We start from the raw sequence: 14,518 nt of genomic DNA, 5'->3' as shown, positions 1-14,518 counted from the left end.
AGGGAACGGCTCCGCTGACGCTCCGCCAGATTCCCCGCGCAAGCGCGGGAATCGAATTCCGCAAGCGGAATTCTGATTGCGTGTCAATTCGCGCAAGCGCGAATTGAAGGAATCCCGCAAGCGGGATTCCTGAGGCTGGCAGTAGGGGGTGGGTGCATCAGGCGCGGGACTGTGTAGGGCTTGGGATTCCCAGCTACCACCCTTGCAACGGATGTGACGGGCCATCGGCCTGACGGGGTGCCGGCCTCACGGTAGTGAGGGGTTCCGCTGCGCTCCACCCTGAACCCCTCCCCCATCGCCTGACTGTCCCGACACGTTCACCAGCCCCTTGCCAGCATACAGGGAAACCAGGCTTTCGTGAGTGAGATTGAGCCATGTGTCACCCTCGTAGGCGAAGCTGATTCGCGGGTGATGCATCATGAGACTCGACTGTGTAGATTCTGGGATCAGAGGTTACACCCCAACCTTGCGCCTGGATTCCATTTGTTATTACGCGCTACATTCCGCGAAAAGGAGAGCACGGGGCATGGCCGTGAAGTTGCGTGATCACCAGATCGAGGCCGTTGCTGCCATTGTTCGGGGTCTTGATGTTCCGCCGGGTGGTATTCCCTGGAATGGTCTTCGTGGGCAGGTGCACGCGGCGTGTGGGACGGGGAAGACGATTATCGCGGCGGCGTCGGCGAAGCGGCTTGTGCCCAGGGGGCGTGTGCTGGTGTTGGTGCCGACACTGGATCTCCTGGCGCAGACGGTGAGGGCGTGGCACGAGGCCGGGCACAAGGGGCCGGCGGTTGCGGTGTGTTCGCTTCAGGACGATCCGGAACTGTGGTCGTTGAAGGTGCGCTCTACGACGAACCCGATCCAGTTGGCGCTGTGGCACGGGCAGGGGCCTGTCACCATCTACGCCACCTACGCGTCGCTGGGTGTCCTGGCAGAGGCTTTCGAGGGTGCCTACGGTCAGAAGCTTGCTCCAGTAGACCTCGCGGTCGTTGATGAGGCCCACAGGACTTCCGGTTCGATGGGTAAGGCCTGGGCCGACATCCACGACCAGACCGTCATCCCGGCACACCGCCGCCTGTACCTGACGGCCACACCGCGGATCTGGGAAGAGCGGCTCAACCGGGAAGTCGCCGAAGGGGTGCGGGATCCGCTGCCGCGGGAGTTGGCGGCCTCCATGGACGACGAGAAGGTCTTCGGGCCCGTCCTGTACAAGCTCTCGCTCGCTTCTGCCGTGTCGCGCGGACTGTTGGCGCGGTATCAGATCATCGTGCTGGAGCTGAAGGACCCGGTCGTCACCCCGGAGAAGTTGATGGGCGAGGAGCGGCACACGGAAGAGGTACGGGGGCAAAGGCTCGGAGCCTTGCAGGCCGCGTTGCTGCACACGATGGCGCAGCACGAGTTGTCGACGTGCATCACCTTCCATCACCGGACGATCGAGGCGCAGGCGTACGCGGAGGGCCTGGAGCGGGTGGCGGCGAAGCTGCACGCCGACCAGCCGGAGAAGTACCCGGCGAAGATCTGGGCGGACTGGCTGTGTGGCGAGCACGTCCCCGAGCGTCGGCGGGGAGTCCTGGGCGGCTTCGGGTCCACAGCGCTGCGGGCCGTCCTCTCGAATTGTCGCGTTTTGGGTGAGGGCGTCGACATCCGCGCCGTGGACAGCGTGGCCCTCCTTGATCCCAAGGGCTCTCCGCACGACATCGTCCAGGCCATCGGCCGGGCGCTCCGTCAGAAGCCCGGACAGGGCAAGGTCGCCTCCCTGATCGTGCCCGTCTTCCTCCAGCCCGGAGAAAAGCCGGAAGACATGTTCACTTCCGGCTCCTACCGGCCCCTGGTGAAAGTCCTGGAGGGCCTGCGGGCTCACGATGAAGAGGTCGTGGAATTGCTGGCGATTCCACAGGAGCCGCAGAAGGGCGTCGCGCAGCCGTCCGTGAACATCGGCTCTGCGCCCGAGGAAGGCGAAGACGAATCTCGTCTCCTGCTCCGTTTTGCCGCCCCCCGGGATCCGGTGATGGTCGCGGACTGGGTCTCCTTCAACGTGATCGACACCGAACGCCAGGACTGGGCACGCGGGTGGGCGAAGCTGAAGACGTACGTCGAGCGGGTCGGGAACGCCCGCGTGCCCTACGGACACCGCGAGGGCGCGACACCCCTTGGACAATGGGTCGCGGAACAACGACGCGCCTACGCAGCCGGACAGATGACCGGCCAGCGCGCCCGCCGACTCGAACAGCTCGGCATGGTCTGGTCGCCGGCCGATGAACGCTTCCAAGAAAACCTCGAAGCCGCCAAGGCCTACTACGACCAGCACTGGACACTCTGCGCCCCCCGCACCGCGACAGCGCTGGGCAAGCCGTTGGGGATGTGGCTCGCGAATTTGCGGCGACCCGGCGCGCTGGAGGTTCATCCCGAATGGAAGACGGCACTGGAGGCCGTGGACGAGGACTGGAACCCGGACTGGCCGGCGGAATGGCAGCGGCACTACGCCGCACTGCGCGAACTGGTCGCCGACGAAGAAGGCCAAGCCGGCCAGGTGGAGGTCCTGCCCGGCGTCACCGTCCACGGCATGGACATCGGGAAATGGCTCGCCGAGCAGCGCAAGCCCGAGGTCTGGCAGACCCTGACAGAGGGGCAGCGCCAACGCCTGGAGGCCATCGGCGTCGTGCCGCTGGCTCCGCCCGCGGAGCCGAAGGCACCCGCCGCGGCGCCCCAGACGGCCTTGAGCGCCTTCGAGAAGGGCGTTGCGGCCCTGGCGCAATACAAGACCCGCACGGGCTCCCTGACCGTCCCACGAGGGCACGTAGAGGCGTTGCCGGACGGAACCGAAGTCCGGCTCGGAGTATGGCTGACGAACACCAAGACCCGCCGGGCCAAGCTCACCGACGACAAACTCACCGCACTCGCCACGCTGGGACTGGAATGGGCGCGGTAGGGTTAAAGAGTGGGTTAAATTGTTGGTTAAGAAGTCTCGGGTTCTGGCGTGAAGGTGCAGGGACATGGCATCTGAGGAAGAGCTGTTCGCGTCCGTCGACGCTCTGTTGAACGAGGAGCCGCACCTGCCGCCTCCGGCGGAGCGTGCCCGGCTGCGTGAGGCCGCCGGTATCACTCAGGCCCGTCTCGCCACCGCGTTGAAGACCACGACTCAGTCGGTGAAGAACTGGGAGAACGGCCGTAGTGAGCCGAAGTCGCCGCGCCTGGACGCCTACCAGCGGCTGCTGAACGGATGGGCGGCGAAGTACCCCGCCCCCGGCGCGGCGCCGACAGCCTCGGTTGCGGCATCGGCTCCCGCGGCGTCTGCCGAACCGGCCGCGTCCAGGGTGGAGACGGCAGATGTCCCGCAGGCTCCCGCCGTTGCGGCTGCGGCGCCGGCGCGCCCCGTCATCCGGCCCGCTGCGACATCGCGGCGTCCGGCCATGAAGAAGGCGGCGCAGCCCGCAGCCGGCCCGCGTTTCCCGCACGGGCCCCTCGCGGTCCTGGACGGTGACGGCTGCGCGTACGGCGTGGACGGGATCGTGCTGGACTGCCCGGCGAGCACCGTGGTGGAGCTGGTGGAGTGGACGCTGCGCGAGTCCGGCCTCGGAGCGCCGAAGCTGAACCGCTACGGCAAGGACAGTGATCCGCTGATCGTGCTCACTGCCGCGGCTGCCGTGAAGCTCGGGCTGCCCGAGCGCCTGGAAGGCCACGAACAGCGCCGCTCCCTGCGCCTGCCGGAGGATCACCCGGTGGTCAAGCAGGTGGTGAAGGCGAAGTGGCGGCTCACCCAGCGCGGGTTCGGCCCGTGGGCGAGGATCTACCGCAAGGCCCAGGGGCGTGAGCGGCAGTGTGTGCAGTTGGCGATCCTGTCCTGGGACGCCCTCGATGAGCGGTCCTGGCCAGGCGTCTCGGAGATGGAGCCGGCCGACGTCGCCCGCGTCCTCGGCGTGTACGCCCAGCGGGTCATCACTCCGCGCGGCTCCACCGCCGTCTCCGGGCTGGAGCTGATGACCGCGCTGCGCCCGCCCACCCGCGCGGTGCGCGACGAAGCGAGCGGGACCTGGGTGCCCGGCCATAATCCCGGCTCGCTGGGCACGGAGCCGATGGAGCCAGCGCCGCCGGAGGCCACCCCCGAGTACCCGGTCGTCGTGACCTCCGGCTGGACGGGTGGGTTCCTCAACGAGGAGGCGTACCAGTGGGTGCGGCCGGTGGACCTGCTCACCGATGAGGAGTGCACCCTGCCCTTCGCAGTCGGCCTGGACCTCAACACCGCCTTCCTCGCCGCAGCGGCCCGCCTGGTCGTCGGCCTGTCCGCCCCCGACCACTTCGTGGGCCCGAAGTTCAACCCGAAGATCCCCGGCTCCTGGCTGGTCGACCTGTCCCACATCGAGGTGGACCCGCGTCTGCCCTCGCCCTTCACTCCGGACGGCACCCGGCCGACGGAACCTGCCTGGTACCAGACGCACACCGTCGCCTACGCCCAGGAGCTCGGCTACAACGTGACCCCCCTCGAGGGATACCTGCGCCGCGAGACCGGCGCGTACCTGGACCCGTGGCACGACCGCCTCAAGGCCGCCTACGTCGACACCCTCGCCGACCTCGGCGTCACCAAAGACCTGACCGACGCGGAGTTCCTAGCGGCCATGGAGCGGCACAAGGAGGTCGACCCGGCGATGGCGGCCGTCCTCGCCGCCATCAAGGCAACCGTGAAGGGCGGCATCGGCAAGCTGCGCGAGCGCCCGCAGGGCAGGAAGTACAAGGAGGGCGAACGGTGGCCGGCTCTTCAGCGGCCGACCTGGCGCCCCGACATCCGCGCCGCCGTCATCTCCAAGGCCCGCATCAACATGCACCGCAAACTGCGCAACATGGCCACGATGACAGGCCTGTACCCGCTCGCCGTGCTCTCCGACTGCGTCGTCTACCCCTCACCCGGCGACAGCCCGCTGGACTTCCTCCCCTACGCCGCGTCGGGCAAGCCGCAGCCCGGCGGATTCCGCCTCGGGCCCACACCTGGCCTGGCCAAACTCGAAGGCGTCCAGTCCATGCTCTGGGCGGTCGACCTCATGGAACAAGGCCTCAACCCGGCCCGGCACATCAAGGGCGGCGACGCCGTCCTCGACGAAGGAGAGTAGCCGTGGCCGGGGAGATCGACGACGCCATCGAACGCGCCGACCGGGAAGCCTTCACCCGCCAGCCGCCCAAGACCCTCCAGGCCCGCATCAACTTCCTGATGAAGCAGCTCAGGACGACCAAAGCCGTTGCCCAGGAGATCGGGGTCAGCCAACGGTCGGTGGAGCGCTATCGCAAGGGCGAGCGCAAGCACCCGCCCAAGGCGATCGCGGACCGGATCAACGCTGCGGTACGGCAGCGGTGGCAGCCGCAGGTCCGCAAGCGCCGCCAGAAGCAGGCCGCCACCACGCGCGGCATCACGGTGGAGACACGGGCCCGGTTCGGGTACACCGCGCCCATCGGCACGACCGACGACGGTCGCTTCCGGCGCCTGACCGTGCATCTCCCCCCGGTGTACGCGCAGCGCCTGTTCAACGCCCGCGAGGCCGGAGCCAGCGACCAGCAGATGCGCCAGATCATCGCCGAAGGATTCAAAGAGATCTACTTCCAAGACAGCGGAGCCCGCGCCATGGGACTCTCCGACGTCACCCTCAACGACATCGACTACCTCGACCTCGACTACTGACCTGACGCTGGCCGCAGGCCAGCACCTGCTTTGTGACTCAGGGGTGGGCGAGGGCGGCAAGTTGGGCGGTGACCTCTAGCCTTGTGCAGTCGGCCCTCGGAACCCGGCCGGCCCGCCGGAGGCGAGCCACCCAGGCAGGGGCCGCGGGCTGGCTGTGAGGCGCGTGTGGGGCTGGCCCTGAGCAGGAGCAGGAAACGGCATCGGGGGTGTGGTGTGGCAGCGGGGGTGTTGCGGACCGTGCCGCTGGCCGGGGAGCTGACCGCATCGTTGATCAGCCGTGTGGCGGCCCGCTACGGTCTCCCGACCGCCGGTGTGCTGCGGCTGTGGACATGCCGCAACTCCCCTGCCCGGCACGACGGCGGCGGTGCGCGGGCGGACGCGGAGGTCGTCCTCAACGGGGCCGGGCGGCGGGTGCTCGCCGAGCTGTGCAGGGTGGAGCCCAAGGTACTGGCGCGCGCTTTGCCTGCCTTCACCATGGACGACCCCAAGATCAGCACCGGCCGGGAGGCCGGGGTGGCACAGGCACGGTGGCGGGCGGCGGGCACGGTGTCGGGTCCGGCCGCGTTCGGCTGCCGGCTGTGCACCGCGCGGCGCACCGGACAGGCACTGCGAGCGGTGCGCTACCTGCCACGCTGGCATCGGGTCTGCCTTGGCACGGACGCTGGCTGCTGGACGCGGACGCCGACCAGCCGCTGGAACACCTCGATGTGCGCGGCGCGGCGGAGGTGGTGGCCGCGCAGCGGCGGTGGACGGGCGTGGCGCGGCGTGCGGTGCGGGCCGGGGTGGAGCCGGAGCAGGCGTTCACGCTGGCGCATGCGGTGGTGGCCCGCTGGTGGGAGCAGGCCCTGTACTGGGAGCAGGAGGAGGTCTGGCCGCGCCGTCTGCATCAGCTGGCGGGCGGCAGCGTGGGGTCACGGCTTGCGTGGTGGCGGATCGTGGGCCGGGACGCGGCGATCTTCCCGGAGGTGGTGGCCGTGGCGCAGGCGCTGCTGGAGCCGGCGATGGCCGAGGTGGCCTGGCAGGCAAGCGGCGGGATGCGGCCTCGGGTGCGGGGCGCCGACGATGCGTTCTGTCACCGGATGGGCGAGTGGGTGGGCCGCACCTGGCTGGGCCCGGAACTTGCGGCCGACCACGGCAGCCCGCTGAACGGCTGGAAGGGCGCGATCTTGCGCGCCCGCCGCCACGAGACGGGACCGCCGGGCTGGCGGGAGGATCCGTGGCACCTGAAGCGGGAACAGCAGCCCGCCACGATGGCCGGCCAGTTGCGCGTCATGGCGGCAGAAGCCCAGTCGGGCGGCTCGGGGACCCGGTGGCGGGCCACCGTTCCTGCCGAACAACGGTTCCGCATCACGCAGTTGGTCGACGAGGCACGCGAACAGCTGGTGGAGCTGCGCGGCGTGCACAGCGGCACCACCGCCGAGGTGGCCCGCACTCTGCTGGTGCACCTCAGCCACAGTGCCGATCTGATCGACCGGGCCCTCGTACATACCGCCGCCGCAGCCGTCGCCGCCGGGGTGGCACTGGAGGAGGTCGCCGCGTGGTCCCGCCTGCCCGCCCAGGAGCTGGCCGAGGTACTCGCCGCGGGTGAGGGCGGGGACTGACACGACCGGCGGCAGCCCATTGGCGGCGCAAGCCGGTCGGCAGTCGGCCAGCCGTTGCCGACAGGGCGCTGCGTGGCGGAGTGAAAGTGCAGAACTCTGCACTGACACCGGTGCCCCCGCCCGGCACCCGGGATGCCCCGCGCAGCCCAACAACCCGCGGCTGCACCGACATTGCGGTTACCGGCCGGTTCTCCTGCGCGGCAGGTCAGGCATGGCGTTGTGTGGAGTACGTGATCATCGACAGCAGCCCGGAGGCCGCATCGTTCGCGGTACCCGAGGGCGGGTGCCGCATCCCCGAGCCGCACAGCACGGATGGTGCTGTGCGGCTCGAAGGCGCTCCAGCCGTAGACGCCAGCCTGATCGATGTGCGCTTTCTAGAGCCTCTGGGGTGCCCGCGTCAGGTCCCGTGGCTTGAGGCTGCGCAGGACGTCCCCTTCGAGGACTCTCCTGCGGTACGGCCTTTTCCCGTCCGGCCCGGGCGGCGTGTGGCTCCGGGCTGGTGGTGGTCGTCGACGACCGGGCGGCTGGTGGCGTACGGGTCCGGTGTCATGCGGACTCAGCTGATGCTGCTGGACCGGGATCCGGCGGTGGTGGCGCTGGCCTGCCGGCCGGTGGAACTGGTGTGGCCTGAGGAAAGCAGGGTCGTCGGTCATGCGCCGCAGCTGATGGCCAGGCTTCAGGACGGAAGCGGCCTGTTGGTCGACTGCGCGGGACGCAGCGGCCCCTCTGCCCGGCTGGCCAAGCGGGCACGGGTTGTGGCGGCTGCCGCCAAGGCAGTGGGCTGGTCCTACCGGCTCGCGGGGCCGCCGGATCCGGTGCTGGTGGCCAACGTGCGGTGGCTGGCGGGTTACCGGCATCCCCGGTACGCCGCAGGGTCGTGCATGTCGGCTCTGCTGGAGGCCTTCGGCAGTCCACGGCCGGCGGTGGAGGCGGTGTGTGAGCTGGGGGATCCGATCGCTGTGTGGCCTGCGGTCTTTCACGCGCTGTGGAACGGTGTGCTGCGGGTGCGGCTGGACGAACCGCTGCACGAGCGCGTGGTCGTCTCGGTCGCACGGCAGGAGGCCGAAGCGGCGTGACGCAGGCGGTTGTCGAGGTCGGGGCGCGCCTTCGCTACGACGGACGGGTATGGACGCTCGCCGTGCTGGAAGGCGCCCGGGCCACGCTGGTGAGTGACGAGGGCGCCTCGGCGGTGGTGCTGCTGCCCTACCTGTTCGCCGATCCGTCCTTCGGCGTGGAAGGCGGGCCGGCGCCGGGCAGGGTGCCGCCGTTCGGGCTGTTGGAGGCGCTGCCGGTGGAGGTGCGGGAGCGGGCTCTGGCGTGGCAGCGGCATGTGCGGGAGGTGGAGACCGGCTTTCCTGACGCGGTCGGGCAGGGCGCCCCGCGTGAGCAGTTCGACCCGGCGACGCGGAGCCTGGCGCAGCGGGAGCTGGCGAAGGCCGAGGAGTTGACGGCGGCAGGCTGGGCGGCGAGTACGGCGACGGTGCGCCGGATGCGGGCACGCTACCGCAGCGAGGGCTTGTGGGGGCTGGTGGACGGCCGGGCGGTGCGGGAGCGATCGGCGATGGGGCGGGCCGATGAACGGGTGGTCGCGGCAGTCAGGAAAGTGCTGGAGGGGCAGCGGGAGCGGTCGACGGGCACGCTGGTGCGACTGCGCCGCCGGGTGGGGTGGCTGCTGGAGGAGGAGCACGGCGCCGGAGTAGTGGCCCTGCCGCCGGTGTCGACGTTCAACCGGCTGGTGCACGCGGTGGCCGACGGACAGGGCCTTTTGGGGACGGCGGCGCAGCGGCGGTGGCATGCGTCGCGGCCGGCGCCGCCGTTCACGCCGACGGTGGCACTGCGCCCGGGTGAGCTGGTGATGCTGGACAGCACGCCGCTGGATGTCCTGGCGGTGCTGGACGACGGTGTGACCGGCCGTCTTGAGCTGAGCATCGCGCTGGACGTGGCGACGCGCAGTATCTGCGCGGCGGTGCTGCGGCCGGTGGGCACGACGTCGGTGGACGCGGCGATGCTGCTGGCGCAGATGGTAGTGCCGACGGCGATGCGGCCGGGGTGGGATGCGGCGCTGTCGATGCAGCGGTCGGTCATCCCGTATGAGCGGCTGGTGACGTTGGACGCGCGGCTCGAGGGGGCGGCTGCCCGGCCGGTGATCATGCCGGAGACAGTGGTGGTGGACCAGGGCCGGGTGTACGTGTCGGCGTCGTTCGTCTCGGCGTGCGAGAGCCTGGGGGTGTCGGTGCAGCCGGTGCCGCCGGCGAACGGCCCGGCGAAGGGGAACGTGGAGCGGACCTTCCGCGCGATTGCCGACGGGTTCAGCCAGTATCTGCCGGGCCACACCGGCTCGGATGTCTCCCAGCGGGGCGCGGCCGCGGAGCAGGATGCCTGCTGGAGCCTGACGCAGCTTCAGGAGCTGCTGGACGAGTGGGTCATCTGCGGGTGGCAGGAGCGCCGGCACGAGGCGCTGCGGCACCCGATGATGCCGCAGGTCGCCGTCTCACCCAACGAGATGTGGGCGGCTTTGGTGGCGGTGACGGGGCATGTGCCGGTGCCCTTGTCCGCCGACGACTACGTCGAGCTACTGCCCCTGCGGTGGCAGGCGATCAACGACTACGGCGTCCGCTTCGGCTACCGCACCTACGACCACCCCAGCCTGAACCCCTACCGGCGCCGCCGCTCACCGCGGGCGGACAAGAACGGCCGCTGGGAGGTCCACCACAACCCCTACGACCCGAACCGGGTGTGGGTGCGCCTGCCCGAGGGATGGCTCGAGGTGCCGTGGGTCCACGCAGGGGCGGTCAGGCGCCCGTTCACCGCGTTCACCTTCGACCACGTCCGCCGCACCGTGGAACGCCGGCATGGCCGTGAAGAGCACGAGGCGGCGATCGCCCAGGCACTGGATGCGCTGCTGCTCCGTGCCGGCCAGGGACTGGGCAGCAGGCGAGAGCGGACAGTAGCCGCCCGGGCCCAGGCGGCCGCGCAGATGACCGATCCCTCCCCCGCCGCCGCCCCGCAGCAGTGGCCTGCGCCTCTCGCGCCGGGGGCCTCGTTCGGGCTGCCCGGTTCCTTCACCGTCCCGCTTCCAGATGCCGGCGGCTGGGACGCCGACGACAGCCTGGACAACATCGAGGACAACCAGGACGACGAGGACTACCTTCTCGCCGCCCTCGCCGACGGCCAGGACGCCGCGGCAGGCCACGCGGATGAGGCCGAAGCATCCGGGCCGACGTCCGAAACGGCCCGGGACCAGGCCGCTGAGCAGACGCTGGACGCCGCCGGGGCGGGCGGCATGCGCATCTACGACCCGTACCAGGAGGCCCAGGCATGGTGACAGCGGCCCAGCCCGCCACCACGAGCACATTCAGTCCGCTGACCACGTGGGACGGGTGGCAGCAGTTCGTCGACACGCCCCACGCACCGGCACGGGAGGCCGACGACCAGGAGTGGACGCTGGAGCAGCGGGAGGACTACCACGCACGGTTCGTGGTGCTGAAGACCCCCGCCATGGACGCCATCTCCACCGCGGTACGCCGCCTACTGCTGCTCAACCGCGGCCAGCAGGGCGGAGCCCGGCGCGGCCTGATCATCTCCGGGCCGGCCACCACCGGGAAGACCACCGCGATGCAGCAGCTCGGGCGCACCGTCGAACTCGCCGACCGGCGCCGCCACCCGAACCAGGACGGGCGTCTGCCGGTGCTGTTCATCACCGTGCCGCCGTCCTCCACTCCAAAGATGCTCATCAGCGAGTTCGCCCGCTTCCTCGGCCTGCCCGCCCTGGAACGGATGAACCAGATCCAGATCACCAACGCCGTGTGCGAGCTGCTGTGCCAAATGGGCACCCAGCTCGTCCTGGTCGACGACGTACACCTGATGGACACCCGCAGCCGGGCCGGCGCCGAAACCTCCGACCAGCTGAAGTACCTCGGCGAGCGGATCCCAGCCACCTTCGTCTACTCCGGCATCGACGTCGAAACCTCGCCCCTGCTGACCGGCGTGCGCGGCTCCCAGCTCGCCGGCCGCTTCAAAATCGTGCGCAACCAGCCGCTGCGCTACGGCAGCCCGGCCGACAAGCAGATCTGGCACGACCTGGTGCACGGCATGGACAGCGCGCTGCGGCTGCGCCACCACCGGCCCGGCACGCTGGTCACACACGCCGCCTACCTGCACGCCCGCACCGGCGGCCGCATGGGCAGCCTCTCCCATCTCATCCGCGAAGCCGCTCTGGTCTCGCTGCTGGACGGCACCGAGAAGATCACCAAGAAGCTCCTCGAACAGATCGAGCTCGACACCGCCGCCGAACAACGGGGCCGGGCACCGCACCGCCGCCGGACGCCCCCGCAACGCCAGCCCTGACCGGCGGCGTCCGCCGCAACCGTCTCCGTCCCGATCCCCCGTTTGGCCACTGCCCGGATGCTGGTACATCCAAGCCCGCCAGGAACGACCTCTACCCCTGTGATGCACGACTTTCCTCCACCACAGCCGCAGCCACCGCGGACAGCAGCGGCACGTCCGGGGCCGGTACGGCTCGCGCCGCTGCGGGGCGAGACGAACCTGTCGTACCTGGACCGGCTGGCCGACCGCTACCGGCTCGGCGTCAGAGACCTCATCCCCGCACTCCTCCAGGTCGGCGGAGGCCTGTTCAAGGGCTACCGCACGGACGGCGAGATCTACCTCAACGCCGAAGCCCGCGCCCGCATCTCCGCGTTCAGCCGCGTGCCCGAGGAGATCCTTCAGCAAGCCCTGCCCGCCTGGACCGCCCAAGAGCCCGTCTCACCGGACGGGGCGGGTGCAGCCGGGCGGTTCCGCTTCGGGGCCGTGGTGCCGTCCGCAGGGGAAGGCTGCCAGCTGTGCACGGCCGCACGCACCGGACGTACCAAGCCCGCCCGGGTGTATCTGCAACCGCACACCCGGATCTGCCCGCGCCACCGGCGCTGGATGCTCGGCACCCACTGGATCGACGGCGCACCGGCCGACACCGAACAGGTCGACCTGGCGGAGCTGCCGCAGATGGTCACGGCGCACCGGCGGCATCTGGATCTGCTGCGCCACCGGCCGGACGCCACCCAGGCGTTCGAGGTCGCCCACGCCGTACTCGTCTCCTGGTGGGCGCAGCAGTGGCCCGAAGAAGAGCAGTGGCCTCACCGGGTACGCCAACTCACGCCCCAGGGGGCCGATCCCGGCTGTTGGCGGCTGCTGGCCAGGGACGCGGTCACCTACCCCGAGACCGTCGCCCTCACCTCAATCCTCACCGACGCACGCACCAGGCAGCAGTTGCTCGCCGACACCGGCGGACATCTGCCCCACACGCTCGCTCACGCCCCTGGTCTGGTCGGCGAACTGGCGCGGGTCACGGCGCGACCGTGGCTTGCCGAGCGGATCGCCTCGACCTCGGCCGGCCCTTTGCTGCTCTGGGCACAGCACTGCGTACGGGCCGACGCGGACGCAGCCGCCGCCGACCGGCTGTGGACGCTGCACATGGCGCACCGGCCCCGCCCCATCGCCCGCGAACTCCCGCCTACCGCGACGCCGCACAGCAGCCGGAGAAGACGGCGGACGGCAGGCGGCTGCACCTGGGGCTCCGGCACAGGTCGGATCAGGCGTTCACGACGGGTCTGGCACACGCCCGTGCCTACGCCACGGTCCACGGCCACCTCGCAGCTCCGATCGGCGAGCGGTTCAACGGCTTTGCGCTGGGCCGATGGCTGCCGAATCACCGGAAGTTCCCGGCGATGCCGCCCGAACACGTCGCGGAACTCGAGGCGCTGGACCCGTGGTGGCGGCCGCCGTGGACGGTCATGTGGCAGCGTTCCTACTACGAAGCCCGCGACCACGCCCGCGCCCGGGGCGGCCTGCGGCCCGAACACGGCTTCCCCGCTACCAGCTTCGGCCTGGGTGAATGGCTGTACAACCAGTGCACCGGCTACACCCGCCTGCACCCCGCACAACAGCGCCTCCTGGCCGACATCGGCCTCACCCCTGAGGCGGTACGGGCGGCCCGGCCCCGCCGCAAGCACATGGCCACCCACTTCCAGCGCGCCCTCGCCTGCGCCAGCACCTTCGCCGAGGCGCACGGCACGCTGGTGAACGCGACCACCGACACCATTCAGGACGGACTGAAGCTGGGGCAGTGGCTGTCCAACCAGCGCAGCAAAGACCGCGCCTACCAGCACCGCCACGGCACCCCCTCACCCCGGGCCCTGGCACTGTCGGCGATCGATCCCTGGTGGAACCCGCCCTGGACCCTGGAATGGCAGCGCTCCTAGCACCAGGCACACACTCACGTCCAAGGCGGCCACGTCCTGGACGCCGCAGCGGGATTCCCCGGCACCAGCAGCGCGCTCGCCACATGGCTGACCACCCAGTGCGCCCAGTACGACACCCTCCAGCCCGACCAGCAGGACCTGCTCGCACGTATCGGACTGACAGGGGAGACTGCTCGCAGCGCTGCCGCCCGGCCCGCCGAACGCGAGGCCGACTTCGCCGTCGGTCTCGGATACGCGCGCTCCTACCACGCAACGCACCGAACCCTCGCTGCCCCGATCGACACCGTCCACGACGGATTCCAGCTCGGGCGATGGCTGCGCCGGCAACGCCAGCACGCCCGCACCGACGCCCACCGGAGCGGGCCTCCGTCCACCCAGACGAAGGCGCTGGACAGGATCGATCCCTGTGGTGCCCGCCCTGGAACCTGGCGTGGCAACGCGCCTGGCAGCACATCCACGACCAAGTCCGAGCCGGCCACCGGCTCGACGCCGACCACCACTTCCGCAGCTTCGCCCCCACCCAGCGCGCCTGGCTACGCCTGCAGCGCACCCACTACGACGACCTCCACCCCGACCAGCAGCGCCTCCTGGCCGACATCGGCCTCACCCGCGAGACGGCCCGCACCAGGCCCATCACCCCGTACGCCGAGACCGCACTCACGCATGCCCGCGCCTACGCCGCGGCCCACCACACCCTGGCCGTGGCCTACTCCACCGCCCACGACGGCTTTCCCCTCGGCCGCTGGCTCAACGACCAACGCCAACAAGCCCGACGCGAGACCACCCCCAACGCCCGCCACCAGGCCCTCACCGCGATCGACCCGTGGTGGAACCCGCCCTGGGACCTTGCCTGGCAACGCGCCTACACACGCGCCCGCACCACACAAACCCGCCCCACCGGCCTGCCGGCCGACGTAAGAAGCTGGATCAGAGCACAACACGCCGCCTGGACACATCTACGCCCCCAACAGCAACAACTCCTTACCGACCTGGACATC

At 70.5% G+C, this 14,518-nt stretch carries 10 protein-coding genes and 2 pseudogenes; 11 read left to right on the top strand and 1 reads right to left on the bottom strand.

What is annotated here, in order from left to right; all coding sequences use genetic code 11:
- Nucleotides 1–526 precede the first annotated feature (526 nt).
- From AQJ67_RS44065 to AQJ67_RS50995, 8 genes and pseudogenes are all read left to right on the top strand, one after another.
- The gene (locus tag AQJ67_RS44065; protein ID WP_062725811.1) at nucleotides 527–2,926 is read left to right on the top strand and encodes a DEAD/DEAH box helicase; all 2,400 of its coding nucleotides are present in this window, start codon (nucleotides 527–529) and stop codon (nucleotides 2,924–2,926) included.
- Between the two features lie 64 nt (nucleotides 2,927–2,990).
- Complete coding sequence (tap, locus tag AQJ67_RS44060; RefSeq protein ID WP_062725809.1) at nucleotides 2,991–5,099, top strand: telomere-associated protein Tap; 2,109 nt, start codon at nucleotides 2,991–2,993, stop codon at nucleotides 5,097–5,099.
- A gap of 2 nt (nucleotides 5,100–5,101) precedes the next feature.
- Nucleotides 5,102–5,662, top strand: coding sequence for a telomere-protecting terminal protein Tpg (gene tpg / locus AQJ67_RS44055; protein WP_062725807.1), 561 nt, complete (start codon nucleotides 5,102–5,104; stop codon nucleotides 5,660–5,662).
- Between the two features lie 578 nt (nucleotides 5,663–6,240).
- Complete coding sequence (locus AQJ67_RS44050; protein WP_244190813.1) at nucleotides 6,241–7,263, top strand: DNA-binding protein; 1,023 nt, start codon at nucleotides 6,241–6,243, stop codon at nucleotides 7,261–7,263.
- Nucleotides 7,264–7,493: 230 nt separating this feature from the next.
- The gene (locus tag AQJ67_RS44045) at nucleotides 7,494–8,339 is read left to right on the top strand and encodes a TnsA-like heteromeric transposase endonuclease subunit (protein WP_244190812.1); all 846 of its coding nucleotides are present in this window, start codon (nucleotides 7,494–7,496) and stop codon (nucleotides 8,337–8,339) included.
- Nucleotides 8,336–10,588, top strand: a complete 2,253-nt coding sequence (locus AQJ67_RS44040; protein ID WP_062725803.1) for a DDE-type integrase/transposase/recombinase — start codon at nucleotides 8,336–8,338, stop codon at nucleotides 10,586–10,588. Before AQJ67_RS44045 ends, AQJ67_RS44040 begins: the two co-directional genes overlap by 4 nt.
- Nucleotides 10,582–11,610 carry a TniB family NTP-binding protein gene (locus AQJ67_RS44035; RefSeq protein ID WP_062725801.1) on the top strand — a complete coding sequence of 343 codons (1,029 nt, stop codon included), beginning with the start codon at nucleotides 10,582–10,584 and terminating at the stop codon, nucleotides 11,608–11,610. Before AQJ67_RS44040 ends, AQJ67_RS44035 begins: the two co-directional genes overlap by 7 nt.
- A 57-nt stretch (nucleotides 11,611–11,667) precedes the next feature.
- A pseudogene (locus AQJ67_RS50995) lies at nucleotides 11,668–12,126 on the top strand (TniQ family protein); the annotation flags it as partial.
- On the opposite strand, the gene AQJ67_RS50075 reads toward AQJ67_RS50995, so the two are convergent.
- A complete protein-coding gene (locus tag AQJ67_RS50075; protein WP_244190811.1) occupies nucleotides 12,028–12,411 on the bottom strand; it encodes a hypothetical protein in 384 nt (127 codons plus the stop codon). The pseudogene AQJ67_RS50995 and the gene AQJ67_RS50075 overlap by 99 nt on opposite strands.
- Before the next feature lie 308 nt (nucleotides 12,412–12,719).
- Here AQJ67_RS50075 and AQJ67_RS50070 point away from each other — a divergent pair, with 308 nt between their 5' ends.
- The 3 genes and pseudogenes from AQJ67_RS50070 to AQJ67_RS50060 all read left to right on the top strand — a co-directional run.
- Entirely contained in the window at nucleotides 12,720–13,520 is an 801-nt protein-coding gene (locus AQJ67_RS50070) for a helicase associated domain-containing protein (protein WP_244190810.1), read from the top strand.
- Nucleotides 13,521–13,556: 36 nt separating this feature from the next.
- Nucleotides 13,557–13,862, top strand: a pseudogene (locus tag AQJ67_RS50560) (helicase associated domain-containing protein); the annotation flags it as partial.
- Nucleotides 13,832–14,518 (top strand): helicase associated domain-containing protein (locus AQJ67_RS50060; RefSeq protein ID WP_244190809.1); only part of this gene is annotated, 687 nt, incomplete at its 3' end. The pseudogene AQJ67_RS50560 and the gene AQJ67_RS50060, both read left to right, overlap by 31 nt.

Source organism: Streptomyces caeruleatus (genome assembly GCF_001514235.1).
Lineage (GTDB): Bacteria > Actinomycetota > Actinomycetes > Streptomycetales > Streptomycetaceae > Streptomyces > Streptomyces caeruleatus.
The sequence above is the reverse complement of the archived record's forward strand: the minus strand, read 5'-3'. Positions and strand labels throughout refer to the sequence as shown.

Bases quoted from the DNA above. Each gene is read 5' to 3' on its own strand.
- AQJ67_RS44035 (WP_062725801.1), top strand. From the start codon at position 10,582: ATGGTGACAGCGGCCCAGCCCGCCACCACGAGCACATTCAGTCCGCTG.
- AQJ67_RS44065 (WP_062725811.1), top strand. From the start codon at position 527: ATGGCCGTGAAGTTGCGTGATCACCAGATCGAGGCCGTTGCTGCCATT.
- tap (WP_062725809.1), top strand. From the start codon at position 2,991: ATGGCATCTGAGGAAGAGCTGTTCGCGTCCGTCGACGCTCTGTTGAAC.